This is a genomic window from Devosia sp. A16 (assembly GCF_001402915.1).
Taxonomy (GTDB): Bacteria; Pseudomonadota; Alphaproteobacteria; order Rhizobiales; family Devosiaceae; genus Devosia_A.
This window is the reverse complement of the sequence record NZ_CP012945.1, coordinates 3,651,027-3,675,792: the sequence shown is the minus strand read 5'-3', so window position 1 is coordinate 3,675,792 and position 24,766 is coordinate 3,651,027. Positions and strand designations below refer to the sequence as shown.

Annotated in this window: 21 protein-coding genes; 9 read left to right on the top strand and 12 right to left on the bottom strand. The window is 65.5% G+C overall.

The window, feature by feature from the left end; translation table 11 throughout:
• Positions 1 to 148 precede the first annotated feature (148 nt).
• The 6 genes from APS40_RS17655 to APS40_RS17630 all read left to right on the top strand — a co-directional run bounded on the left by APS40_RS17655 (position 149) and on the right by APS40_RS17630 (position 7,919).
• A complete protein-coding gene (locus tag APS40_RS17655) occupies positions 149 to 1,006 on the top strand; it encodes an NAD-dependent epimerase/dehydratase family protein (RefSeq protein ID WP_055048304.1) in 858 nt (285 codons plus the stop codon).
• Complete coding sequence (locus APS40_RS17650; protein ID WP_156342977.1) at positions 1,006 to 1,860, top strand: sugar phosphate isomerase/epimerase family protein; 855 nt, start codon at positions 1,006 to 1,008, stop codon at positions 1,858 to 1,860. Before APS40_RS17655 ends, APS40_RS17650 begins: the two co-directional genes overlap by 1 nt.
• Before the next feature lie 86 nt (positions 1,861 to 1,946).
• A complete protein-coding gene (locus APS40_RS17645; RefSeq protein ID WP_055048303.1) occupies positions 1,947 to 3,059 on the top strand; it encodes a microcin C ABC transporter permease YejB in 1,113 nt (370 codons plus the stop codon).
• Complete coding sequence (locus tag APS40_RS17640; protein WP_055048302.1) at positions 3,059 to 4,237, top strand: ABC transporter permease; 1,179 nt, start codon at positions 3,059 to 3,061, stop codon at positions 4,235 to 4,237. Before APS40_RS17645 ends, APS40_RS17640 begins: the two co-directional genes overlap by 1 nt.
• Entirely contained in the window at positions 4,234 to 5,859 is a 1,626-nt protein-coding gene (locus tag APS40_RS17635; protein WP_055048301.1) for an ABC transporter ATP-binding protein, read from the top strand. The genes APS40_RS17640 and APS40_RS17635 overlap by 4 nt, the downstream gene beginning before the upstream one ends.
• A 215-nt stretch (positions 5,860 to 6,074) precedes the next feature.
• Positions 6,075 to 7,919 (top strand): extracellular solute-binding protein, encoded by a 1,845-nt coding sequence (locus tag APS40_RS17630; protein WP_082434494.1) that lies wholly within the window; start codon positions 6,075 to 6,077, stop codon positions 7,917 to 7,919.
• A 180-nt stretch (positions 7,920 to 8,099) separates the two neighbouring features.
• Here the strand turns inward: APS40_RS17630 and APS40_RS17625 are convergent, their stop codons facing one another.
• The 12 genes from APS40_RS17625 to APS40_RS17570 all read right to left on the bottom strand — a co-directional run bounded on the left by APS40_RS17625 (position 8,100) and on the right by APS40_RS17570 (position 21,576).
• Complete coding sequence (locus tag APS40_RS17625) at positions 8,100 to 9,767, bottom strand: urocanate hydratase (protein WP_055048299.1); 1,668 nt, start codon at positions 9,765 to 9,767, stop codon at positions 8,100 to 8,102.
• A gap of 172 nt (positions 9,768 to 9,939) precedes the next feature.
• Positions 9,940 to 11,067, bottom strand: coding sequence for a DUF917 domain-containing protein (locus APS40_RS17620; RefSeq protein WP_055048298.1), 1,128 nt, complete (start codon positions 11,065 to 11,067; stop codon positions 9,940 to 9,942).
• Between the two features lie 155 nt (positions 11,068 to 11,222).
• Positions 11,223 to 12,464: a Zn-dependent hydrolase gene (locus tag APS40_RS17615; protein ID WP_055048297.1), complete on the bottom strand. Its 1,242-nt coding sequence runs from the start codon at positions 12,462 to 12,464 to the stop codon at positions 11,223 to 11,225.
• On the bottom strand, positions 12,461 to 12,913 hold the full coding sequence (locus APS40_RS17610) for a DUF559 domain-containing protein (protein WP_082434493.1): 453 nt from the start codon (positions 12,911 to 12,913) through the stop codon (positions 12,461 to 12,463). The genes APS40_RS17615 and APS40_RS17610 overlap by 4 nt, the downstream gene beginning before the upstream one ends.
• A gap of 96 nt (positions 12,914 to 13,009) precedes the next feature.
• Positions 13,010 to 14,353, bottom strand: coding sequence for a dihydroorotase (locus tag APS40_RS17605; protein WP_055048295.1), 1,344 nt, complete (start codon positions 14,351 to 14,353; stop codon positions 13,010 to 13,012).
• A 134-nt stretch (positions 14,354 to 14,487) separates the two neighbouring features.
• Positions 14,488 to 15,234 (bottom strand): ABC transporter permease, encoded by a 747-nt coding sequence (locus APS40_RS17600; RefSeq protein WP_055048294.1) that lies wholly within the window; start codon positions 15,232 to 15,234, stop codon positions 14,488 to 14,490.
• Positions 15,231 to 16,169 (bottom strand): ABC transporter ATP-binding protein, encoded by a 939-nt coding sequence (locus APS40_RS17595; protein WP_055048293.1) that lies wholly within the window; start codon positions 16,167 to 16,169, stop codon positions 15,231 to 15,233. Before APS40_RS17595 ends, APS40_RS17600 begins: the two co-directional genes overlap by 4 nt.
• A complete protein-coding gene (locus tag APS40_RS17590) occupies positions 16,162 to 17,340 on the bottom strand; it encodes an ABC transporter permease (protein WP_055049713.1) in 1,179 nt (392 codons plus the stop codon). Before APS40_RS17590 ends, APS40_RS17595 begins: the two co-directional genes overlap by 8 nt.
• 244 nt (positions 17,341 to 17,584) lie before the next feature.
• On the bottom strand, positions 17,585 to 18,493 hold the full coding sequence (gene osmF, locus APS40_RS17585) for a glycine betaine ABC transporter substrate-binding protein OsmF (RefSeq protein WP_055048292.1): 909 nt from the start codon (positions 18,491 to 18,493) through the stop codon (positions 17,585 to 17,587).
• 94 nt (positions 18,494 to 18,587) lie between these two features.
• Complete coding sequence (locus APS40_RS17580) at positions 18,588 to 20,090, bottom strand: aromatic amino acid lyase (RefSeq protein WP_442855812.1); 1,503 nt, start codon at positions 20,088 to 20,090, stop codon at positions 18,588 to 18,590.
• A gap of 287 nt (positions 20,091 to 20,377) precedes the next feature.
• Positions 20,378 to 21,172 carry a creatininase family protein gene (locus APS40_RS17575; RefSeq protein ID WP_055048290.1) on the bottom strand — a complete coding sequence of 265 codons (795 nt, stop codon included), beginning with the start codon at positions 21,170 to 21,172 and terminating at the stop codon, positions 20,378 to 20,380.
• Positions 21,173 to 21,186: 14 nt separating this feature from the next.
• Positions 21,187 to 21,576 carry a RidA family protein gene (locus APS40_RS17570; protein ID WP_055048289.1) on the bottom strand — a complete coding sequence of 130 codons (390 nt, stop codon included), beginning with the start codon at positions 21,574 to 21,576 and terminating at the stop codon, positions 21,187 to 21,189.
• Positions 21,577 to 21,805: 229 nt separating this feature from the next.
• Between APS40_RS17570 and APS40_RS17565 the strand changes: the two genes are divergently transcribed.
• The 3 genes from APS40_RS17565 to APS40_RS17555 all read left to right on the top strand — a co-directional run bounded on the left by APS40_RS17565 (position 21,806) and on the right by APS40_RS17555 (position 24,631).
• Positions 21,806 to 22,810 carry an ABC transporter substrate-binding protein gene (locus APS40_RS17565; RefSeq protein WP_055048288.1) on the top strand — a complete coding sequence of 335 codons (1,005 nt, stop codon included), beginning with the start codon at positions 21,806 to 21,808 and terminating at the stop codon, positions 22,808 to 22,810.
• 184 nt (positions 22,811 to 22,994) lie between these two features.
• Positions 22,995 to 23,759 (top strand): ABC transporter ATP-binding protein, encoded by a 765-nt coding sequence (locus APS40_RS17560; protein ID WP_082434723.1) that lies wholly within the window; start codon positions 22,995 to 22,997, stop codon positions 23,757 to 23,759.
• Entirely contained in the window at positions 23,759 to 24,631 is an 873-nt protein-coding gene (locus tag APS40_RS17555; protein WP_055048286.1) for an ABC transporter permease, read from the top strand. Before APS40_RS17560 ends, APS40_RS17555 begins: the two co-directional genes overlap by 1 nt.
• Positions 24,632 to 24,766: the final 135 nt, after the last annotated feature.

Sequence of the window (24,766 nt, the reverse complement as noted above, 5' to 3'; positions counted from 1 at the left end):
GGCGCCGGCCTGGCGGAGGCATTTCGTTGTAAGGAATCGTCGAACCGTTCGCGACTACGCTTTTCTCCCGCGCTCACGGCGGAAAGCTCTGCAACTTTTCCTCAAAGCGCTCTAGGCTCGGGGCAAATCAGTTCGGGAGGGACGACAGATGGCCAAGGTGCTGGTGACGGGCGGCAGCGGCAAGCTCGGCAGGGCCGTGCTCAAGGATCTGGTGACCAACGGCTATTCGGTTCTGAACGTCGACCAGACGCTGCCCCGCGACCCGATCTGCCCGACGGTCCGTATCGACCTCACGGATTTCGGCCAGGTGGCGCAGGCGATCCTCGGCGGCGTCGACGAGCGGCGTGGTCCGTTCGATGCGGTCGTGCATCTCGCCGCCATCCCGGCGCCGGGCCTGTTCGCCAATAGCCGCACCGTCGCCAACAATGTGCCCACCAGCTACAACGTGTTCGAGGCGTGCCGGCTGGCCGGGGTGAAGAATGTGGTGTTCGCCTCCAGCGAAACGGTGCTCGGGCTGCCCTTCGAGACACCCCCACCCTATGTCCCCGTTGACGAGGAGTATTTCCCTCGTCCGGAGACGGCCTATTCGCTGGGCAAGCTGCTCGACGAAACCATGGCAGCGCAGTTCTGCCGCTGGGATCCGGAGCTGAAAATGGTCGGGCTGCGGTTCTCCAACGTCATGGATGTGGAGGACTACAAGGCGTTCCCGGCCTTCGACGCCGACCCCAAGCTGCGGAAATGGAACCTCTGGGGCTATATCGATGCGCGCGACGGCGCGCAGGCGGTGCGCCGGGGCGTCGAGGCCGAGTTCAAGGGCTTCGAGGCCTTCATCATCGCAAACCAGGATACGGTGATGAGCCGCTCCAACATGTCTCTCATGGCGGAGGTGTTTCCCAAGGTGCCGCACAAGCGCGAGCTCAGCCAGAACGGCACCCTGCTGTCGATCGACAAGGCGCGGCGGATGCTCGACTACAATCCGCAGCACAGCTGGCGGAACCACGTCTGATGGCCATCCGACTGGGCGGGCACGGCCTTTCCGTCGACAGCGAGGATCCCTACGCCTTTGCCCGGGCGCATCGCGCGTTCGGGTACGGCGCGGCTTATGTGCCGGAGGTGAGCCTCGACGATCGCGACCGGCTCACGGCAATCGAAGCGGCCTTCGCGGCCGAGAACGTGGTCTTGGCGGAGATCGGCATCTGGCGCAACCTCGTCTCGCCCGACGATGCGGTGCGCAAGGCCAACCTCGGCTATGCTGTCGAGCGCCTCGCCATTGCCGACGCCGTCGGCGCGGGCTGTGCAGTCAGCTATATCGGTTCGTTCCGCGCCGGCACCGACTATGCGCCGGCTGCCGAGAACATGCGCCCCGAGGCGTTCGACGCCTGCGTCGAGACGGTCCGCTACCTGCTCGATACGGTGAAGCCGACCCGCGCCAAATTTGCGCTCGAGATGATGCAGTATTCGCTGCCCGACAGCGTCGACAGCTATGTCGAACTGATCCGCGCCGTCGACCGGCCGATGTTCGGAGCGCATTTCGACCCGGTGAACCTGATCATGACGCCGCGGGTGTATTTCGATAACGGCGCACTGATCCGCGAGTGCTTCGACAAGCTCGGCCAATGGGTGGTGTCGTGCCACGCCAAGGACATCAAGCTGCACCACCAGGCGGCGCTGCATCTCGATGAGGTGCAGATCGGCGAGGGGGCGCTCGACTACCGCACCTATCTCGGCGAACTCGCCCGGATGCCGCGCGAGGTGCCACTGATGCTCGAGCACCTGAAGGGCGACGACTATGCCGTGGCGCGTGATCGCATTTTCGCGGTCGGCGATGCGGCCGGCATCGCGTTCGCCGTGCGCCCATGACATTCACTGCTTGGTGATTTGCCGCATTCCGGCCCACAGTGCTGCGTTGCTAACCTGAAACGACACCCGGACGACTGGAGCCGCCATTGGGCGCCTACATCCTGAGACGCCTGCTGCTGATGATCCCGACGCTGTTGGGGATCATGATCGTCTCCTTCGTCATCGTGCAGTTTGCGCCCGGTGGTCCGGTCGAACAGGTCATCGCCCAGATGTCGGGGCAGAATGTCAGCGCCACCGAGCGCATTACCGGGAGCCAGCAGGGCGATTTCGCCGGTCAGGAAACGGCGCAAGCGAAGAACAGCACCGACGTCAACTCGACCTATCGCGGCGCGCGCGGCCTCCGGCCCGAAATCCTGCAGCGCATCGAAAAGCAGTTTGGCTTCGACAAGCCGCCGCTCGAGCGCTTCCTCACCATGATGTGGAATTACCTGCGCTTCGATTTCGGCAACAGCTATTTCCGCGACATCTCGGTGATCGACCTAATCAAGGAGAAACTGCCGGTTTCGATCACCCTGGGGCTGTGGATGACGCTGCTCGGCTATGGCGTTTCCATTCCGCTCGGCATTGCCAAGGCGCTGCGCGATGGTTCGCGCTTCGACGTGTGGACCTCGTCCATCGTCATCGTCGGCTATGCGCTCCCCGGCTTCCTCATCGCCATCCTGCTGATCGTGCTGTTCGCCGGCGGCAGCTTCTGGAACATCTTCCCGTTGCGGGGCCTCGTGTCGGAGAACTTCGCCAACCTCCCCTGGTACAGCCAGATCCTCGACTATCTGTGGCACATCACCCTGCCGATCGTCGCCATGGCGGTGGGCGGCTTCGCCACGGTGACGCTCCTCACCAAGAACTCTTTCCTCGAGGAAATTCGCAAACAGTATGTCACCACTGCCCGAGCCAAAGGGCTCAACGACCGGCAGGTGCTGTATCGCCATGTGTTCCGCAACGCCATGCTGCTGGTCATCGCCAGCTTTCCGGCAGCATTCATCTCGGCGTTCTTCGGCGGTTCGCTGCTGATCGAGACCATATTCTCGCTCGACGGCCTGGGGCTGCTCGGCTTCCAGTCGGTGCTCAACCGCGACTATTCGGTGGTGTTCGCAACGCTCTATGTGTTCTCGCTGCTCGGGCTGGTCATCGGACTGGTCTCGGACCTCATGTATATGTGGATCGATCCGCGCATCGATTTCGAAAGCCGGGAGGTCTGATGCAGACGACCCTCACGGGCCTCCGTTCGCCGTTCCTCGTCTTCGCCCCTGCCGACCGGGCGCGCTCGGCGCCGCTGTTGTCGCCGATCAACCAGCGCCGGCTCAAGGTGTTCAACGCCAACCGGCGCGGGGTGTGGTCGCTATGGATCTTTCTCGTGCTGTTCATCATCACGATGTTCGCCGAACTGATCGCCAATGACCGACCGCTGGTGGTCAGCTACAAGGGCGAACTGCTGTTCCCGGTGGTCGTCACCTATCCCGAAAGCAAGTTCGGCGGTTTCCTCGCCGAGACGGTCTATCGCGACCCGTTCATCGCCGACGAAATCAACGCCAATGGCTGGATGGCCTGGCCACCCATCCGCTACTCCTACGGCACCGTCGACGAGTCGCTCAGCGGCGCCGCGCCCTCCAAGCCCTCGTGGCTGCAAACGGCAGAGGAACGCTGCGCCGGCTACCCCGCCGGCGTCGCGGATCCCTCCTGCACCATCGGCAACTTTCACTGGTTGGGAACCGACGATCAGGGCCGTGATGTGCTGGCGCGACTGATCTACGGTTTCCGCATCTCGGTCCTGTTCGGGCTGGTGCTCACGGTGCTCTCCTCGATGATCGGCATTGGCGCCGGTGCGCTGCAGGGTTACCTGGGCGGTTGGGTCGACCTGATCGCGCAGCGCGCCATCGAGGTCTGGACCTCGATCCCCTCGCTCTACCTGCTGCTGATCATCTCCAGCATCATCGCGCCCAGCTTCTGGGTGCTGCTCGGTATTTTGCTGTTGTTCTCCTGGACGGCGCTGGTCGGCATCGTGCGGGCCGAGTTCCTGCGCGCCCGCAACTTCGAATATGTCGCCGCGGCGCGAGCGCTGGGCGTCTCGAATTTCAAGATCATGATCGGGCACCTGCTGCCCAACGCCATGGTCGCGACGCTGACCTTCATGCCGTTCATCCTCGCCGGTTCGGTGACGACGCTGACGGCGCTCGATTTCCTCGGCTTCGGCCTGCCGGTCGGCTCGCCGTCGCTGGGTGAGCTCTTGAGCCAGGGCAAGGACAACCTTTCGGCCTGGTGGCTGGGCATTACCGGCTTCTTCACCGTGTCGCTGATCCTCACCCTGCTCGTCTTTATCGGCGAGGCGGTGCGCGATGCCTTCGATCCGCGCAAGACCTTCGCGGGGACGCGCTCGTGAGCGGCCCGCTGCTGCAGGTCGATGACCTCCACGTGGCGTTCGCCACCGAGCATGGCCAGGTGCCGGCCGTCCGCGGCGTCTCCTTCGACATCCTGCCGGGCCAGACGGTAGCGCTGGTGGGAGAATCCGGCTCCGGCAAATCGGTCACTGCGCTCTCGGTGCTGCGGCTTCTGCCCTACCCGGCGGCTTCGCACCCGAAGGGCCGCATCCTGTTCAACGGCGAAGACCTGCTGCACAGCGACGACCGCACCATCCGCGGCGTGCGCGGCAACGCCATCTCGATGATCTTCCAGGAGCCGATGAGTTCGCTCAACCCGCTCCACACCGTCGAGCGGCAGGTGAGCGAAGCGCTGATCCTGCATCGCGGCATGCGGCGGGCGGCGGCCCGCGCCCGGACCATCGAGCTCCTGAGCGAAGTCGGCATTCCCGACCCGGTTTCGCGGCTCGATGATTTTCCGCACCAGCTCTCCGGCGGCCAACGCCAGCGGGTGATGATCGCCATGGCGCTCGCCAACGAGCCGCAGCTGCTGATCGCCGACGAACCGACCACCGCCCTCGACGTGACCATCCAGGCGCAGATCCTCGAGCTGCTGATGTCACTGCAGCACAAGCGCGGCATGGCGATCCTGTTCATCACGCACGATCTGCACATCGTGCGCCGCATGGCCGAGATCACTCATGTGATGACAGAGGGCAGGATCGTCGAATCCGGTCCCACGGAGAGCGTGTTCGCCAACCCGCAACACGCCTACACCAGGAAGCTGCTGGCCGCCGAGCCGAAAGGCGAGCCGCCCGCCCCCTCCGGGGCCGAACCGATCGTTGCCGCCGAAAAGCTGCGCGTCTGGTTCCCGATCAAGCGCGGGTTGCTCCGTCGCACGGTCGGCCACATCAAGGCGGTCGACGACGTCGATATCTCGATCCGGCGTGGCGAGACGCTGGGTGTCGTCGGCGAATCCGGTTCGGGCAAGACCACGCTCGGCCGTGCCCTACTGCGTCTCATCGGTTCGGAAGGCCGCATCGTCTATCTGGGGCGCGATATCGAGCGGCTGTCCTGGGGCGCCATGCGACCGCTGCGCAAGGACTTGCAGATCGTCTTCCAGGATCCGTTCGGTTCGCTCAGCCCGCGCATGTCGATTGCTGAGATCATCGCCGAAGGCCTCGCCGTGCACGCGCCACAGCTGACGGTACCCGAACGCGATGCCAGGGTGGTCAGGGCGCTCACCGAAGTCGGGCTCGACCCCGAGGCCCGCTTCCGCTACCCGCACGAGTTCTCCGGCGGCCAGCGCCAGCGCATTGCCATTGCCCGCGCCATGGTGCTGGAGCCGAAATTTGTCGTGCTGGACGAGCCCACCTCGGCGCTCGACATGAGTGTCCAGGCGCAGGTGGTCGACCTGTTGCGCGAGTTGCAGCAGCGGCACGGCCTGACTTACCTGTTCATCTCGCACGACCTGCGGGTCGTCCGCGCACTTGCCAACCAGTTGATGGTGATGCGCAACGGCAAGGTGGTCGAGCACGGACCGGCAGCCGAGATCTTCGCCGCGCCACAGTCGGATTACACGCGCGCCCTGATGGCCGCGGCGTTTGCTGTGGAGGCGGTGCCGTCGGCGGAGGTGGCGCAGTGAACATTCGTACAGCCGGAGCGAGCTGCCCCCACCCCCTATCCCCTCCCCGCGAGGGGGAGGGAGACCAAAACACCGGCGTCAGTGGAGGCGTCTCTCTACCCCTTGCGGGGAGGGGACAGGGGTGGGGGTCAAAGCACACCGGCTCTAGTGCCTCGCCACCGCCCCCGTTCCCCCCTAACCTCCCACAACACGTTCTCCCCCGAATGGAGGCTCTCATGCGCATGAAACTAGTCGCCCTTGCCCTGGCCGCGCTGCTGTCGTTCAGCCCGACAGCCGCTCAGGACAAGGTCTGGCACCACGGCGGATCACTGATCGGCGAGCCGAAATATCCCGAGGGCTTTCAGAGATTCGACTACGTGAACCCCGATGCGCCGGTCGGCGGCGTGGTGCGGCTCAGCGACATGGGAGGCTTCGACACCTTCAATCCGATCCTGCCGCAGGGTGAAGTGGCGAGCGGCATCGGCCTGGTGTTCGAAACCCTGACCACCCCATCGCTCGACGAGACCTCGACGCAGTATGGCGACCTGGCCGAAGCGTTCAGCTACCCGGACGACTTCTCCTCGGTCACCTTCCGGATGAACCCGCGCGCCAAATGGACCGACGGCCAGCCGGTGACGGCCGAGGATGTGGTCTGGACCTTCAACAAGGTGATGGAACTCAACCCCAGCCAGGCCAACTATTACGCCAACGTCACCAAGGCGGAAGTCACGGCGCCGGGGGAAGTCACCTTCACCTTCGACCAGACCGGCAATCGCGAGCTGCCGCATATCATGGGGCAGCTGATCGTCCTGCCGCAGCACTGGTGGGAAGGGACCGGCCCCGACGGCAAGCCGCGCGATATCGGCCGCTCGACGCTCGAGCCGCCAATGGGCTCGGGCCCCTACAAGCTCGCAAGCTTTTCGGCCGGCAGTTCCATTACCTTCGAGCGCGACCCCAATTACTGGGGTCTGAAGGAGCCGTTCAATATCGGCCAGAACAATTTCCAGCAGATCAAGTACGAGTATTTCCGTGACACCACCGCCGAGTTCGAGGGGTTCAAAGGCGATGCCTTCGACTGGTGGGACGAGAACCTCGCGCTGCGCTGGCAGAACGACTACAACTTCCCGGCCGTCACCGAGGGCAAGGTGGTCAAGGAGCTGTTCGAGAACCCCTATCGCGGCTCGGGCATCCTGGTGGGGTTCGTCCCGAACCTCAGGAAACCTCTGTTCCAGAGCGAAGCGCTGCGCGAAGCGATGCTCTATGCCTTCGACTTCGAGGAACTCGACAAGCTCCGCTTCTTCGGCCAGTACGACCGCATCAATTCCTACTTCTACGGCACCGAGTTCGCCTCTTCAGGCCTGCCGCAGGGTGAAGAGCTCGACATCCTCAACTCGGTCAAGGATCTGGTTCCCGCCTCGGTATTCACCACCGAGTACAAGAACCCGGTCAACGGCGACACGGCAAAGCTGCGCAACAGCCTGCGCACCGCCAACGAGATCCTGACCAAGGCCGGCTACACCCTCAACGGCAACCAACTGGTCGATCCGAATGGCCAGCCGGTGAGCTTCGAGATCCTGCTCAACGGCCCGACCATCGAGCCGATTGCCACGGCATTCCAGACCAACCTCAAGCGGCTCGGCATCAATGCCACGATCCGCTCGGTCGACTCGCCGCAATACATCGAACGCGTGCGCAAGCGCGATTACGACATGATCTATACCGGCTGGCCGCAGTCGCTTTCGCCGGGCAACGAGCAGCGAGATTTCTGGGGCTCGGCAGCAGCCGCGCAGGATGACAGCCGCAACTATGCCGGCATCGCCGACAAGGGGATCGACGCGCTGATCGACAAGATCGTCTTCGCCAGCAACCGCAACACGCTGATTGCCGCCACCCGCGCGCTCGACCGCGTGCTGCTGGCGCATCACTACGCGGTGCCGACCTATACGCTGCGCAAAGCCCGCATCGCCCGCTGGGACCGCTTCAGCCATCCCGACACGCTGCCGGAATTCTCGATCGGCTTCCCTACCGTGTGGTGGTACGACGAGGCCAAGGCGGCCAAGACCGGGGCAGCGAAGAACTAGGGGCGCAGACATTTGCGCGTGGGGCACCCCCACCCTTGATCCCTCCCCACAAGGGGGAGGGAGACGCATACTGAGATCACGGTCTCGCTCTCCCTCCCCATGATGGGGAGGGCAGCGCAGCTTGGCGGCTCCGCCGCCTAGCGAAGCTGGGTGGGGTGGAGCCGCCAGCTTTGTGGTTGGTCAGCGTCCCCGCAGATCAAACCAGCCAATCCCCTTGTTCGCGGCCTCATCGACCGCTTCCTCATACCCCGCATCGGCATAGCGCATCACGCCGAGGGAGGTGTCGTTGGTCAGCGCGTGCGACAGTCGTGCATCGCCCGCCTCCGTGCCATCGGCCACCAGCGTGACGCCCGCCGAGGTCATGTAGCCGGCATAGCCGCCGCCGCCCGAATGGATCACCACCAGGTCGGCCATCGAGGCGGTGAGCAGCATCGCGTCGAGCAGCGGCCAGTCGGCGATGGCGTCGGAGCCGTCCCGCATGTTCTCGGTCATGATGTTGGGATGGGCCATCGCCCCGGCGTCGAGGTGATCGCGCGAGAAGGCCACGGGGCCCTGGAGCTCGTCCTTCCGCACCAGGGCATTCACTGCCAAGGCCAGTGCGGTGCGTTCGCCATGCCCGAGCCAGGCGATGCGCGCCGGCAGGCCTTCGAACGGCACGTATTGCCGGGCCAGCCGGATCCAGTTGGTGACGATCCTGTTGTCGGGAAACATCTCGAGCACCAGGTCGTCGATCCGCGCGATGTCCGACGCCTCCCCCGACAGCGCCATCCAACGGAACGGCCCGATGGCGCGGGCGAATAGCGGGCGCAGGTAGGCCTCGGTGAAGATGGGGATATCGAAGGCGTTTTCGACGCCGGCCTTTCTTGCCTGGGTGCGGATCAGGTTGCCGTTGTCGAACACTTCCGCGCCGGCCGCCTGGAACCCGAGCATGGCCCGCACATGGTCGGCGATCGAGGCGCGGCTCGCCGCCATCAGTTGCCCCTGCCCGTCGACCCGCAGCCGCTTCACCTCATCGAGGCTCAGGCCCTTGGGCACATAGCCATAGACAAGATCGTGCGCGCTGGTCTGGTCGGTGACGATATCGGGGATGATGCCGCGCCTCAGAATTTCCGGGTAGACCTCGGCGGCATTGGCAACGAGCCCGACCGACAGCGCGCGCTTGTCGCGCACGGCGGCGGCGATCATGTCGAGCGCCGTGTCGAGGTCCGGCGCGATCTCCTGGAGGTAGCCGATCTCCTTGCGCCTCTGCGCCCGCACCGGGTCGACATCGACGTCGAGGATCGCCGCCCCCGCCATCCGCCCGGCCAGCGGTTGCGCCCCGCCCATACCGCCCATCCCGGCGGTAAGTATGAAGCGCCCGGCGAGCGAGCCGCCGAAACGCTTTTCGGCGATGCGCATGAAGATCTCGTAGGTGCCCTGGATCACCCCCTGGCTGCCGATATACTGCCAGGCCCCGGCGGTGAGCCCGCCCCAGGCGATCAGGCCCTTCTTTTCGAGCTCATAGAACACCTCCGCCTTGGCCCACTGCCCGACGATGTTGCAGTTGGCCATGATTACCAGCGGCGCCGCCGCATGGGTCTTGAACAGCCCGATCGGCTTGCCGGACTGGATGACCAGCGTCTGGTCCTCGTCCATGGTGGTCAGCGCTTCGACGATCTGCCGATGCGCCGCCCAGTTGCGCGCCGCCTTGCCGAGCGCGGCGTAGACGATCAGTTTTTCGGGGTCCTCGCCGACGGCCAGCACGTTCTCGAGCAGCCGCAGCAGCGCCTCCTGCCGCCAGCCTTTGGCACGCAGGGTTGGACCGGAGGGAATGGGGAAATTCGGGTGGCGGGGATTGGGTTTTGGCATGCGGTGTTTCTAGCGCACACGGCCGGCCGAGACGACCCCCTCCCATCCTCCCCCATGAAGGGGGAGGTGCCCTGCTGGTGTGTCTGGCACGATCGAAGACCGAGCCTCGACTCTTCACCTCCCCCTTCATGGGGGAGGCCGGGAGGGGGCCGTCTGCTTCAGCCTGCCGCTTTTACCCCCAGCCCTTCCGCGCCTTCTTCTTCCGTTTCACACCCTCAAGCGCGTATTTGGCCAGCTCGATCCCCATGGCCTTTTCGACCGGCGGGTAGACGGCCGGGTCGACTACCGACGACGATAGCGGGATCACCTTCTTGGGCACGTGCAGCACGAAGACGAACATGCCTTCGCGCAGCTGGCCGGCGCTGAGCGGCTGGCCCGCGGCGTCGAGCGTGGCGATCACATCGGGGAAGGTGGCAAGCCGATTGCCGCCGGCGTCGTCGATGGCCATGTATTCGTTCATGGTGTGGATGGTAACGGCCTTGTCGCCCTCGCCCAGCACGAAGCGGCCGATATCGAAGGCCTCTTTGGTGTAGACGAGGTCCTTCTTCGTCACCGAGCCCTTGACCAGGATGCTGCCGCCGGTCGCCTTGACGATGGCGTCGATCACCGCCGAGCCGCCCTTTTTCTCCGCCGCGATGATCGCCTCACCCAGGCTCAGCGCCAGCGAGATGCCGCCGAGCGCCGCGTTGCGCTGTACATATTTGGCGCGCAGCGGGTTGCGGCACGAGGCGATGAAGCCGCCGGACATGTCGGCGGCGGTGCGGAGGATCGGCGAGACCTTCGCCGTGGCGCCTTTCACCACCAGCTCGATATAGCGGTTCTCGGCGCGATTGCCGCCCACCGCGGTCTGGATCATCTTCCTGGGGCTGCCGGCCATGCCGATCGAGCCCATATCGCCAGTCGGATGGGCGCGGATATCGCCCACGGCATCGACCACCTTGGTGCCGAGGATGGCGCTCGGCAGCCAGGCGTTGAGCGTCGAGCTCTTGCCGTTCTGCCCGATCATCAAGCCGCGGACCTTGTCGCCCAGCGCCTTCTCGAGCAGCTTCACCGCCTTGACGTAGTCGACGCCGCGCATCTCCCACGGCGTGGTCGAAGCGGGGGCACCGATGGCAGCGGCCGTCGCTACCCAATCGCGCGGGTCCAGTTCCTCGATGTCGACGAGTTCGGGTTTGCCGATGCTCACCGCGGCAAGCCCAAGCATCCGGCCATGATCGGCCCAGCCGCCGCCGCCGGCGGCATAGACGGAGCCGCCCTTCACCGCGGCTTCCACATCCTTCTCGGTCAGTACGCGACCCAAAGTACTACTCCTATCGGGCCGTAAGAAGGCCCCCTCACCCGCTGCTTCGCAGCGACCTCTCCCCCGAGGGAGAGGTGAACCTGTGGCACCATCTCGCCGCCCCACCACCTCTCCCTCGGGGGAGAGGTCGGCCCGCAGGGCCGGGTGAGGGGGCCTTACTTCAACTCACGGTCCAACCGCTTCACCGCCTCCAGCAGAACGGCGGCGCCCAGCGCCACGTCGGCCGTTTCGGCATATTCTTCCGGCGTGTGGCTGCGGCCGCCGAGGCAGGGGATGAAGATCATCGCCGCCCTCGTCACCCGCGCCATCCAGGCCGTGTCGTGGCCCGCGCCCGAAGCCATGCGGCGATGGCGCGCGCCCACGGCCACGGCTGCCGCGTCGAGCGTATCAAGCACGAACGGATCGCCAGGCGTTGGCAAATTATCGGAAATGGTCAATGGCGGCTCTATCGTCACCCCGGTCGCGGCGGCCGTGGCATTGACCAGCGCCGTGAGTTCGGCGACGAACTTCTCCATATCCTCGCGGCGTTCCGCCCGCGCATCGATCAGCAGCCGCGCCCGCGATGGCACGACGTTGGCCGCTCCCGGCTCGATCGAGAACTCACCCACGGTGGCGGCGAAATGGAACTTGCCCCGGCTGAGCAACGTGCCCAGTTCCTCGATCCCCACCACCAGCCGCGCCGCGGTGGTCAGCGCATCCTGCCGCGAGCCCATCGGGGTGGTGCCGGCATGGTCGGCGCGTCCGTTAACCACCAGCTCGATGCGGGTGATGCCGGCAATCGCCGTCACCACGCCGATATCGAGATGTCCATCCTCCAGCACCGGCCCCTGCTCGATATGCAGTTCGAGAAAGGCCGCGATATCCTCGCGCTTCTCGAGTCTGCCCGGGTTCCCGCCGACCTCGGCTATGCCTTCGCGCAGCGTGAACCGGTCGACCTCGCGGTCGAGCCATTCCTCCGGTCGCAGCCCGGCCATACCGCGGCTGCCGACGCAGGAGACGCCGAAGATCGACACCTCCTCGGCAAGGAAGTCGACGATCTCCAGGTCGTGCTCGAGTTGGATGCCCTGGTCGCGCAGCGCCCGCGCCACTTCGAGCGCCGCGGAGACGCCGGCGATGCCGTCGAAACGCCCACCGTCGGGCACGGTGTCGGAGTGCGAACCGAGCATGATGGCCTTGCCGCCCGAACGGCCGCGGCGCCGGCCGATCAGGTTGCCGGAGGCGTCGATGCGGGTCTCCAGCCCCGCGGCTTCGAAGCGCCGGATGAGCCACTCGCGACCCCGGAGGAACATCGGGGTGAAGGCGCGGCGGGTATAGGGACGGCCAGGTTCGGTGATCTCGGCGAGGGTGGCGATATCCTCGGCGATGCGGGCTTCCTGGGTGGGGAGATTGCGGGTCATGGGGCTTTCCGCGGGGAATTTACAGAGGCTTCCGCTTGATCCGCGGTATCGGGTGAGCGTCTCCTCCCCCCTTGAGGGGGAGGGACAGGGTGGGGGGTGTTTGCTGTACTCGATACTGCCCCAAGCACTCCCGCCAAGTGCTCAAATACTCCCTCGGCGTTCTTCATCACGTCGCCATTCGAGTATCGCAGCACGATTAAGCCGTGCGAAGACAGGTACTCATCGCGGTCCGCATCCTTGGCGATCGCCTCGTCGGTGCCGTGCGTATCACCATCGACCTCCATGATCACCTTCGCGCCCAAGCAGGCAAAATCCACGTAGTAACGATCGATCTGCACCTGCCGCCGGAAATGCCCCCCCTGCTCGCGGAAGTGCCACAGTATCCGCCACATCGCCTGCTCAGGCGGCGAGCTATTTCGTCTGAGTTTCCGACGGAGCTCCGTGCGCAAGAGACACCCCCCACCCTGTCCCTCCCCCTCAAGGGGGGAGGAGACCTGCGCTCACCAATCATCGTCCCAAAGACGTCGGCGATCTCTGCACAGTCCTCACGGCCGCACCCACTGCCCCGCCCCGGGCTCGGCGACGCTGGTTCCATCGAACACCTGCTGTCCGCGCAGCCAGGTGCCGGCCACCGTCCACGGCAACTCGATGCCGTTGTACGGCGACCACCCCACCACATTGTGCCCCGATCGCGCCGCGTCATAGACCGTTGGCCGATCCACCAGCACGGTGATGTCGGCATCCTTGCCGGCCTCCAGCGCACCCTTGGTGCCGAGCCGGAAGTGCTTGGCGGGGTTCGCTGCCATCAGTCTCGCCGCCCAGGTCAGCGACACGCCGCGCTCAAGCGCGCCCTTGACGAACAGCGGCACCATCGCCTCGAGCCCCGGCACGCCCGAGGAATTGGCCAGCATGTCCGGGTTGGTCTTGCGATCCTCCGACCAGCTGACGTGATCGGTCGAAACCAGCGTCACGTTGCCGGCGGCGACCTGCCGCCACAGCGCTTCCACCTCGGCGCGGGGGCGGATCGGCGGGTTGATCTTGGCCTTGCCGCCGAGCCGGCGGACATCGTTCTCCTCATCGAGGGTCAGGTAGTGAATGCAGCACTCAATGGTGGCGCCGAAACCATGCGCCCGATAGTCGGCGGCGATGTCGTAACCACGGCTCAGCGAGCAGTGCACCACATGCGCCTCGCACCCGGTTTGGGCGCCGGTCTCGTAGATCTGCAGCGTCGCCAGGAGCTCGGTCAGCGGCGGACGGCTCATGCCATGGGCGCGCCAGTCGGTAATGCCTGAGGCCTTCACCCGCGCCATGGCGGCGCGGACGCTCTCGTCGTCCTCGTTATGGACGCCGGCCGTCAGCCCGGTCTTCGCCACCTCGGCGAACGCCTCGGCGAGCAGTGGCGGCGAGATGCGGGGAAAGCGCACCGGGTCAGTGCCGAAGGTCGAGAACTTGAACGCCGCGACGCCGGCCGCCGCCTGCTCGGCGATGCGGCTCGCCCCCTCCTCCGGGTTGATGGTACCGTAGAGCGCGAAATCCACCCGGGCCTGTGGGGTGGCATGCGCCACCTTGATCCGCACCGCTTCGGCCGAGCAGACGAGATTGCCTTCGTCATAGGGCATGTCGACGATGGTGGTGACCCCGCCGGCCGCCGCCGAACGGGTCGACCAGATGAAATCCTCCTGGTTCTTCTGGCTCAGTGAATGGGTCTGCGCATCGATGGCGCCGGGCAGGATCAGCGCCTTGCCCAGCAGATGCCGGTCATGCGCGTGCGGCGGCGCCCCCTCCCCGACATGCACCACCTTGCCGTCGCGCACCGCGACATAGCCATCCTCGATCACCATGGATGGCAGCACCACCGTGCCGGCGAGGACGAGATCGAAATCGGACATAACTTACCTCTGCAACATCCAGAAATTCGATGTCATCCCAGCGAACGCTGGGATCCAAGCTTCCGCCGGCGCGGGCTGAGAAATGGGTCCCAGCTTTCGCTGGGATGACACTGGGGAGGCTGGAACCTTGGTGATCACCTCGCCCTCCTCTGTCCCGTCCTTTGCATCAGTGCCCGCTCGAGCGCCGAAAGCGCATCATAGATCAGGACCGCCATCACGCCGACCACCAGGCCGCCCTGGGCGATGAAGGCGATATTGTTGCTGAGCAGCCCGGCGATGATCACCTCGCCCAGCGTCGAAGCGGCGACGGTCGAGCCGATGGTGGCCGTCGCCACCGAGATCACCACCGAGAGCCGGATGCCGGCGAGGATCACCGGGGTCGCCAGCGGCAGTTCCACGTCCAGAAGCCGCTGCCGGTCGGTCATGCCGACACCGCGCGCCGCCTCGGTTACAGCCGGCGGCAGCGTGGTGAGGCCGGTGAGCGCATTCTCGAAGATCGGCAGCAGCCCGTAAAGGAACAGCGCCACCAGGGTCGGCGCCGTGCCGAAGCCGAGCACCGGTACGGCCAGGGCCAGCACCGCCACGGGCGGAAAAGTCTGGCCGATATTGGCGAGCGAGCGGCTCAGCGGCAAAAACTCGGCGCCGAACGGCCGGGTGACGAGGATGGCCAAGCCCACCGCCAGCAGTGTCGAGGCGATGGTCGCGATGGCGACAATGGTCAGGTGGCTGAGCGTCAGGTTGAGCAGCGAGTTCTGGGTGTAGATGGCCGGCTGGCCGTTCCTGGTCAGCGGCTGGAACACCCAGGTAAAGCTCTCGGGCGTGACGATGAACGCCACCAGCAGCGCGAGGACCAGCAGCCGGATGATCAGCCCCGGCTTCATTGCGGGCGCTCGGCCCTGTGGGCGATGTCGTCGCGGCGGATGCGGCCGATGCTGGCGCCGTCGGCATCGACCACCGGCAGCATCTCGCGGCCGGTCCACAGGCACTCGGCATAGGCGTCACGCAGCGAGGCATCGGCGGAGATCGGTTCGCCCTGCGCCGGACCCGGCTCGACCAGGTCGCGCACCTTGCCCAAGGACAGCAAGCGGAACGGCCGCTCGCCGGTGCCGATCAATTCGGCGACGAAGGGCGTTGCCGGTCGGGCGATGATCTCGTCGGGCGGCGCAAATTGCAGGAGCTTCCCCTTGTCCATCACGGCGATCTTGGTGCCGAGGTGGATGGCCTCCTCCATGTCATGCGTCACCAGGACGATCGTGGTGCCGAAGCGCTTCTGGATGGCGAGCAGGTCCGATTGCGCCTTGGCGCGAATGATCGGATCGAGCGCGCCGAAGGGTTCGTCCATCAGCAGCAGTTTCGGCTCGGCCGCGAGCGCCCGCGCCACGCCGACGCGCTGCTGCTGGCCGCCCGACAGCTCGCTCGGCATGCGGTCGCGAAATTCCGCTGCCGGCAATTGGAACAGTTCGAGCAGTTCATCGACGCGCGCGGCGATCTTGCCCTTGTCCCAGCCCAGCAGCGTCGGCACTGTGGCGATGTTCTGGCCCACGGTACGGTGCGGGAACAGCCCGTGCCCCTGGATGGCGTAGCCGATGCCGCGACGGAGCTCGAAGGCCGGAACGGCCCGGGTGTCCTGCCCGTCGATCTTCACCGTGCCGGAGGTAGGCTCGATCAGCCGGTTGATCATCCTGAGCAACGTGGTCTTGCCCGAGCCGGAGGTGCCGACGATCACCGCGATCTCCCCGTCAGCGACGGTGAGGCTCACGTGGTCCACCACGGTCAGCTCGAGATAGTCCTTGGTGAGGGCTTCGATCTCAATCACGGCGCGTATCCTTGGGTGAGACCATTTCGACGATGGCATCGAGCACGACCGCGGCCGCAAAGGCGAGCGCCACCGTCGGGACGGCGCCGAGCAGCACCAGGTCCATCGCGGTCTGCCCGACGCCCTGGAACACGAAGACGCCGAAACCACCCCCGCCGATCAGCGCAGCGATGGTGGCGAGGCCGATATTCTGGACGAGGACGATGCGGATGCCGGTGAGGATCACGGGAAAAGCCAGCGGAAACTCGACCGTCACCAGCCGCTGCCAATCGGTCATGCCCATGCCCTTGGCCGCATCGTTGGCCGCGGGCGGTACGCCATCGAGACCGACCACCGTATTGGCCACAACCGGCAGCAGCGAATAGGCGAACAGCGCTACCATCGCCGGCGCCGCCCCGATGCCGGAAATGCCGACGGCCGAAGCGCCGGGGATATTGGCCGCCACCCAGGCGAGCGGCGCGATCAGCAAGCCGAACAGGGCGATCGACGGGATGGTCTGGATGGCGTTCAGCACGTTCAGCACCGGCGCACGCCAGGCATCGCTGCGCTGGCAGAGGATCCCGATGGGGATGCCGGCCACCACCGCCAGGGCGAGCGAGCCCAAGGCCAGCGCCAGATGGGTCTCGGCTTCGCGCCAGAAGGTGTCGCCGCGGTTGGCATATTCGCGGAGGATGGAGAGGTCGTTGAGCGTGCCCGAACCGAGCAGCACGGCAAAGAACGCCGCCACCGCAGCGAGAACGCCGATACGGGTCCACGGTTTCAGCCTCAGCCGCGCGATGGCATCTGCGGCAAGCAGCGCGAAGGTGAAGATCAGCAGCCAGAAGCCGGCGCCGGGCGAGACACGGGCGATCTTGTCGCCCGGTGGCGTCAGGAACGTGCCGGCATGGCCGATAGCGACGAACAGCAGCGCCAGCACTGCGAGGCTAGCGACGAGGCGCCATAGCGTCGGGGTGCGGAACAGGGCGACGGCGATGCCCGCGGCCAGCAGCACTGCGAGGAGCGCTGCTTCCCAACCGGGGAGTGCAGCGAATAGGCCTCTGGATTCACCGAGCACGATGCGGTTGGCGCGGAAGGCCGCGAAGGGGAGAAAGGCAGCGACGGCAGCAAGCGCGGCGATCAGCACGCCGAGCTTGTCGACGGCAAATGAGGTGCTGCGTTCGGGAACAGCCATCGAACTCACAGCCTGCCCCCCTCATCCGGCGCTGCGCGCCACCTTCTCCCCGACGGGGAGAAGAATCCCGAAGCTGCGGTGACCGCCTCTGTTCCTCTCCCCGTCGGGGAGAGGGTGGATCGGCCGAAGGCCGAGACGGGTGAGGGGTTTCCCCGCACCATGTGGCAGAACCCTAGCATGCACAAAACACTAGGGGCGGGCAGTCGTCCTGCCCACCCCCAAAATGCATCGACCGCCGGGCGGCTTATTTCAGGAAGCCGTTCTGCTTCAGCCAGTCGATGGCGACGTCCTTGGCCGCTTCGCCACCGACCTGGATGCGGCCGTTGAGCGTCTGCAAGGTGGTGAGGTCGAGCTTGGCGAACACCGGCTTCAGCAGCTCCTCGATCTGCGGGTTGGCCTTGAGCACCGACTCGCGGATGATCGGGGCCGGCTCGTAGACCGGCTGCACGCCCTTGTCGTCCGTCATGACCACGAGGCCAGAGGGGGCGATGCCGCCATCGGTGCCGTAGACCATGGCGGCGTTGACGCCGTTGGTCTGCTGCGCAGCAGCGGCGATGGTGGCCGCGGTGTCACCGCCCGAGAGCGTCACCAGCTGGTCCGGCTTCAGGGTGAAGCCATAGACTTCCTGGAACTTGGGCAATGCCGCCGGCGAGGAGACGAACTCGGCCGAGGCGGCCAGCTTGATGTTGCCGCCGCCTGCGATATAGGCGCCGAGTTCGCTGAAGGTGGTCAGCTTGTTGGCATCGGCCACGTCCTTGCGGACAGCGACGGCCCAGGTGTTGTTGGCCGGAGCAGGCGACAGCCAGACGATCTTGTTGGCGTCGTAGTCGAGCTTCTTGGCTTCCTCATAGGCCTTGGTCGCGTCGTTCCACAGCGGATCGTCGGCCTTCTCGAAGAAGAAAGCGGCGTTGCCTGTATATTCGGGATAGATGTCGATCTCGCCGGCAGTGATCGCCTGGCGCACGACGGGCGTGCCGCCGAGCTGGATCTTCTCGGTAACGGCGACACCATTGGCCTGCAGCACCTGGCTGATGATGTTGCCGAGCAAGCCACCTTCCGTATCGATCTTCGAGGACACGACGACCTGGGCGTTCGCGGCGGTCACCGTGAAGGCCAGCGCCGCAACGGCGCCGAGCAGTTTCTTCGAAAGCATGATGGTCTCCTTATTGTTCCGGCCTTGCAGTCCCTCAGCCGGAATTGGCGTCAAACCTATACGGGCGCCAAACAAAAGTCATACCCCCGGCATGCTACGCGACCGGCCCGAGCGCGAAAAACTCGTCCAGTTGAGGAATGGGCGCGTGGGAAATCAGTTCCGCCATGCTCTGTTCGGAGCCCAGATCGCTTTCGATGATCTCGACTTCTGCCGAAAGCGGACGATCCACCTGGTAGAAGGCCGCGTGCTTGCGCACCTTGTCGTAGATCATCCCGGGGACGCCGCTGGGACGGTCCCCGAGGATGTCCATGGCCTGGGCCGAGAGCAGCCCCTCGAGCGCGGCGAGGCGCTTCAGCGCGCGCACCTGGCGTTCGAAGCGCTCGACCACCAGCGGCAGGAACGACACCTCGTCCTCGAGCCCCGCAGCCACCACCAGCGACTGGGCGGAGACCGGTACCGACATCGACAGGGCGCGCGCGAACAGCTCGCCTGCCAACTTGATGATCGGACCGAAGCCGGTGGCGATGGCGCCGCGCGGCACCAGGTTGATCGGCAGGTCGCGCCGCGCCCCATTGCTCAGCAGTACACAGCGGTTGAACGAATTGCGCGCCGCGTGGGCCAGTGCCAACTGCGCGGTCTGCAGGTAGATTGTGACATCGAGCGGCAGCGAGCCGCCCGAAGTCAGCACCTGTTCGTCCACCACCACCGGGTTGTCGTCGGTGCGGCCGGTGGCGGCGAGCACGGTGCGGCCGGCGACCAGCAGCGTGTCGAAGCCCGACCCGAACACCTGCGCCATCATGCGCAGCGACAGCGGATCCTGCACGTGGGTGGCGTTCGGCCAGTCCCACCCCATGGCGTTATGGTACAGCCAGGCGCCGATTTCGGCCTCGCGCTCGGTCCCCACATGCGCCACGGCCTTCCAGGGGTCGCGCGAGGCGCCGAGCGCACCGGCGGTGGTGAGGCTTGTGGCCAGCAGCATGCGCATCGCGGATGCGGCCGAGCGCACGGCCTCGGCTGCCGCGGCAAAGCCGACGGCGTTGACGCTGATGGAGGCGAGACTGTCGCGCGGCGCCATGCGGCAGGGCTTGAGGCCGGCCTCGGCCAGCGCCGCTTCCGCCGACATGCGCCGGTTTTGGTAGACGGCTTCGCCGACCCCGGTCAGCACGGCGCCGATCTGGCCCATCAGCCCGATATCGGCGGTGCCGATCGAGCCGGTGCGACGCACCACCGGCACGACATCCCTGTCGAGCAGCGCCAGGTAGGCCTCGACCAGGCCCCGCGAGCAGCCGACCCGGCCGGTCAGCGCGGTGTTGACGCGGATCGCCATGGCGCTACGCACCACGGAACTGGGGAACGGCGCGCCGGTGCCGAAATGGTGCGCCCGCACCAGTCCGAGGTTGAACATCTCGAGGTCCTCGGGCGACCACTCTACATCCTTCATGGCGCCGACGCCGGTATTGGCGCCGTACACCGCCTCGCCACGGGCGATCTTGTCCTCGACCACCTTGCGAGAGAGATCGACCCGCGCCATGGCGGCGGCATCGGCCTCGAGCGAAACGGTGCGCGCCCCGACCCGCGCCAGACTGGCAAAGCTCATCGGTTTGCCGTCGAGGCTGAGGGTACCGTCAGGAGAGTGAAACTGCTGCATACGCTGGGATTAGCGGGTGCGAGGCAGGCGCGCAATGGGAGGGGGTGGTGCAAGGTCGCTGCAGGATGGATGGACCGGCGCGGGCTGACCCCCACCCCTGTCCCCTCCCCCTAAACATGGGGAGGGAGACCCCGACACCGATATGGAGGTTGTCGTCTCCCTCCCCATTCTTAGGGGGAGGGGACAGGGGTGGGGGTCGGATCGCACCGATCCGGCGGTCGGTTGCCCTGCAGAAACTACCTCCGCTCTCCCGGCAGCGGATAGCGCTCGACCTCGCGCAGCAGCTCGATGAAGCTGCCGACCGCCGTTTCCACGGTGATCCGTCCCTTATCCGCGGTCGCCAGATGCGCCTCACCCGCAGCGCCGAGCGGGTGGATGTCGCTGGCGATCCAGGCGTAGCTCGTCGCGCCGGTGGGCCGCATGTACTTGTAGGCCTGCTCGTCGCGGGCCGCGACCGACGGGTAGGCCTGCAACTTGTCGCGGTTCACCAGTTCGGGCCGCAAATGCATGACCACCGAGGTCTCGCTGTCGCCGCCATGGATGCCATGGCGGTTCTCGATGTCGGAATAGATGTCCTTGGGCCAGTACTGGCTCCAGCCGGTCTTGACCGCCAGCATGTCGGCGCGCACCCGGAGTTCGCGCGCCACGATGTCAAGTATCGAGACATTGCCGCCATGCGAGTTGACGAACACCACTTTCCTGATGCCGGCGCGGGCGATCTCGAGGCCGATCTGGGTCCAGGCGTCGATCAGGTTGGTGGCGGTGTGGCTGAGCGTGCCGGTCTGCCAGATATGCTCGTTGGACTTGCCGATCGCCTGTACCGGCAGGATGCGGATATCGAGGTCGGCCGGCACACGCTGGACCAGAAGATCGAGGTGGCCCTGGTTGATGATGGTGTCGGTCCCCACCGGCAGATGCGGGCCGTGCTGTTCGACCGCGGCGGTCGGAAACACCGCGATGGTCTTCATCGGGTCGATGTCATGAAAGTCGAAGGCGGAAAAGTCGTTCCACCAGATCTTGCGATAGCTCATTCGAGGCCTTTCAGTCAGCTGGGAACCGCGGCGATCGCCTCGATCTCGACGACGAACTCGGGTCGGGCGAAGCCTGAGACGATCATCAGCGTCGAGGCCGGGAAGGGCTCGGGAAACAGCTCGTTGCGCACCTTCATGTACTCGGCGAGATGCTCGCGGCCGGTGACATAGGCGTTGAGCTTGACCACGTCGCCCAATCCCATGCCGGCCTCCGCCAGTACGGCAACGATGTTGTCGAAGCAGACGCGGGTCTGGGTGGCGCAGTCCGGCGGAATCGTTCCATCTGCCCGGATGCCGATCTGGCCGGAGCAGAAGACGTAGCGCGAACGCGAGCTGACCTCGATGCCGAGACTGTACTGCGAGAACGCTGGGTGAATCGATGAAGGCGAAAGCGGCTTATGCACAGGACCCCCGATGTGTATGCTCAGCTAAGCGCAAACGAGCGCGAATGTAAGCCCCATTCTGCACCGCATTGCCTATTCCAGCGGCACTTCGCTGAATGGCGCATTTTTGGGCTTTTCTTTTGCAATCCGGCGCGGAATGAATGGTCTGGTGTGCCCTCGGGCATGGAAGTTTGCCTAACGGCCGGGCGGGGGACAAGCCCCGGCGGATACCTTAACAGGGAGACTAACGATGATCGACTTCACCAAGCTCATTTCTGCGGGCGTGATAACGCTAGCATTGGGCATGGGCGGTGCCGTGGCGCAGGACAAGGTGAGCTTCGGCACCAACTGGCTCGCCCAGGCGGAGCATGGCGGCTACTACCAGGCCGTCGCCGACGGCACCTATGCCAAGTACAATCTCGACGTCACCATCCGCCAGGGCGGACCGCAGGGGGCCAATCGCTCGCTGCTGATCGGCGGGCAGATCAATTTCTACATGGGCGGCCCGACCACCGCGATCGACGCGGTCAAGGAAGGCATCCCCACCATCACCATCGCCTCGATCTTCCAGAAGGACCCGCAGGTGCTGCTCGCCCATCCGGATGCGGGCTTCAAGACCTTCGCCGATCTCGCCGGCGCCTCGAAATACATCCTCTCCAAGGACGGCTTCATTTCCTACTTCAGCTGGATGAAGACCGCCTACAAGGGCTTCGTGGACGAAAAGTTCGAGCCCTATACGTTCAACCCGGCGCCGTTCATTGCCGACAAGATGGCCATCCAGCAGGGGTACCTGACCTCCGAGCCCTACGAGATCGAAAAGCAGGCCGGCTGGGCCCCCCAGGTGTTCCTCTTGGCCGATAACGGGTTCGAGCCGTATTCGACCACCATCGAGACGATGAAGCCGTGGTACGAGGCCAACAAGGACGTGGCCAAGCGCTTCGTCGAGGCCAGCATCATCGGCTGGTACAACTACCTCTATGGCGACAACACCGCCGCCAACGAGCTGATCAAGAAGGACAACCCCGAGATGACCGATGGTCAGCTCGCCTATGGTCTCGCCAAGATGAAGGAATACGGCATCGTGGTTTCCGGCGACGCCGAAGCCAACGGCATCGGCTGCATGACCGACGCCCGCTGGAAGAGCTTCTACGACCAGATGACCAAGGTGGGCCTGTTCGCAGAGGGCATCGACGTCACCCAGGCCTACACCACCGAGCTGGTATGCCATGGCCTCGGCAAAGAGCTGGTGAAATAGGCAAGCGGCAGCGCCGGCACGGACAGTCGCGGACTGTTCCGACTCGCAAGCGCCACCTACCAACGACCTCGGCGCGGGCAATACCGCCCGCGCCGTTCGACCCTAACGTGGGCTAACGCACTTGACCGATCTCTCCCTCGCCGAGCCGGGGACCGCAGCGAAAGCGACGCAGACCGTCGTTTCCATGCGCAACGTCTCGAAAGTCTTCTCCAACGGCACGCTGGCGCTCAAGGACATGTCGCTCGACGTCGAGCGCGGCGAGTTCCTGAGCCTGCTCGGTCCCTCCGGCTGCGGCAAGTCGACGGCGCTCAGGATCATTGCCGGCCTCGGCGGTCCCAGTTCGGGCAGCATCGACTGGCCCTCCTCCAAGATCAACTCGCGCGGCCTGCCTGAGGGTGATGTCGGCTTCGTGTTCCAGGAACCGACGCTGATGCCGTGGCAGACGGTGTTGGGCAACGTCTACCTGCCGCTGCGGCTGCAGGGCGTCAGCAAATCCGTCGCCCGCAGCAGGATCATGGAAACGCTGGCGTCGGTCGGCCTTGCAGACTTCGCCGATGCCTATCCCAGGGAACTGTCGGGCGGCATGAAAATGCGTGTCTCGATCGCCCGCGCGCTGGTGACCAAGCCCAAGCTGCTGCTGATGGACGAGCCGTTCGCGGCCCTCGACGAGATCACTCGGCAGAAGCTCAACGACGACGTGCTCAGATTATGGAAGCAGTCAGGCGTAACGGTGATCTTCGTCACACACTCGGTGTTCGAGAGCGTCTATCTTTCCAACCGCATCGTGGTGATGAAGGCACGCCCGGGACAGGTGTTCGCCGACATGCCGCTCAAGAGCAGCGGCATGCGCGACGCCGAATACCGCACGTCCGAAGAGTATCGCGCGACCACGCATGAGGTGTCGCACGCACTGCATGAAGCCATCCACGCCGGCGGAGGGACGCACTGATGAGCAATATCGTGCAGACGGCCCCCAACACGGACGACGAAGCCGGCACCGACAGCGCCGTCGCCATCCTGAGGCCGCGGACCTCGAACACCGAAAAGGTGCTGCGGGTCGTGGTGCCGGTGGCCATGCTGGTACTGGCCGTGATCGGCTGGCACCTCATCGTGGTGCTCAACGGCATTCCCAAATACATCCTGCCCACTCCGGGCGACGTGGTGACGTCGCTGATCAACGACTGGCCGACGCTGGCTCCCTCGCTGCTGGTGACGCTGAGGATCACCTTCACCGCGCTGATCCTGGCGCTGATCGGGGGTGTGGTAATGGCGATCATCCTGGTCCAGAGCAAATGGGTGGAGCTGGCGCTGTTTCCCTTCGCGGTGATCCTGCAGGTGACCCCGGTCATCGCCATCGCGCCGCTGCTGCTGATCTATGTGCCCGAAACGCAGACGGTGCTGCTGATCATCGCCTTCCTCGTGGCGTTCTTTCCGATCCTCTCCAACATGGTCACCGGTCTCAAGAGCGTCGACCATAACCTGCTCAACCTCTATGACCTCTACGGCGCCTCGCGCTGGCAGACGCTGATCTACCTCAAGCTTCCCGCCTCCCTGCCCTATTTCATGGCGGGCCTCAGGATCGCGGGCGGTCTGGCGCTGATCGCCGCAGTCGTCGCCGAGTTCGCCGCCGGCACCGCCGGCCAGGGGTCCGGCCTCGCCTTCCGGCTGCTCGAGTCGCAGTACCGGCTCAACATCCCGCGGCTGTTCGCGGCGCTGATCCTGCTCACCGGCACCGGCATCGCCATTTTCGGCATCACCTCGTTCATCGCCTGGCTGTCGCTGCACCGCTGGCACGAGAGCGCGGTGAAGCGGGAGAATTGAGCGTGCTGACTGAGAGAGACGGCCCCCTCCCATCCTCCCCCATGAAGGGGGAGGTGCCGCATCCGGTTTTTGGCACCATCATGCCACAGCCCTCTTCCTGCACCTCCCCCTTCATGGGGGAGGCCGGGAGGGGGC

Excerpts from the sequence above, each read along its gene's own strand:
- APS40_RS17655 (WP_055048304.1), top strand. The coding sequence starts at position 149 with ATGGCCAAGGTGCTGGTGACGGGCGGCAGCGGCAAGCTCGGCAGGGCC.
- APS40_RS17650 (WP_156342977.1), top strand. The coding sequence starts at position 1,006 with ATGGCCATCCGACTGGGCGGGCACGGCCTTTCCGTCGACAGCGAGGAT.
- APS40_RS17640 (WP_055048302.1), top strand. The coding sequence starts at position 3,059 with ATGCAGACGACCCTCACGGGCCTCCGTTCGCCGTTCCTCGTCTTCGCC.
- APS40_RS17630 (WP_082434494.1), top strand. The coding sequence starts at position 6,075 with ATGCGCATGAAACTAGTCGCCCTTGCCCTGGCCGCGCTGCTGTCGTTC.
- APS40_RS17625 (WP_055048299.1), bottom strand. The coding sequence starts at position 9,767 with ATGCCAAAACCCAATCCCCGCCACCCGAATTTCCCCATTCCCTCCGGT.
- APS40_RS17615 (WP_055048297.1), bottom strand. The coding sequence starts at position 12,464 with ATGACCCGCAATCTCCCCACCCAGGAAGCCCGCATCGCCGAGGATATC.
- APS40_RS17605 (WP_055048295.1), bottom strand. The coding sequence starts at position 14,353 with ATGTCCGATTTCGATCTCGTCCTCGCCGGCACGGTGGTGCTGCCATCC.
- APS40_RS17600 (WP_055048294.1), bottom strand. The coding sequence starts at position 15,234 with ATGAAGCCGGGGCTGATCATCCGGCTGCTGGTCCTCGCGCTGCTGGTG.
- APS40_RS17590 (WP_055049713.1), bottom strand. The coding sequence starts at position 17,340 with ATGGCTGTTCCCGAACGCAGCACCTCATTTGCCGTCGACAAGCTCGGC.
- osmF (WP_055048292.1), bottom strand. The coding sequence starts at position 18,493 with ATGCTTTCGAAGAAACTGCTCGGCGCCGTTGCGGCGCTGGCCTTCACG.
- APS40_RS17580 (WP_442855812.1), bottom strand. The coding sequence starts at position 20,090 with ATGAGCTTTGCCAGTCTGGCGCGGGTCGGGGCGCGCACCGTTTCGCTC.
- APS40_RS17575 (WP_055048290.1), bottom strand. The coding sequence starts at position 21,172 with ATGAGCTATCGCAAGATCTGGTGGAACGACTTTTCCGCCTTCGACTTT.
- APS40_RS17565 (WP_055048288.1), top strand. The coding sequence starts at position 21,806 with ATGATCGACTTCACCAAGCTCATTTCTGCGGGCGTGATAACGCTAGCA.
- APS40_RS17560 (WP_082434723.1), top strand. The coding sequence starts at position 22,995 with ATGCGCAACGTCTCGAAAGTCTTCTCCAACGGCACGCTGGCGCTCAAG.
- APS40_RS17555 (WP_055048286.1), top strand. The coding sequence starts at position 23,759 with ATGAGCAATATCGTGCAGACGGCCCCCAACACGGACGACGAAGCCGGC.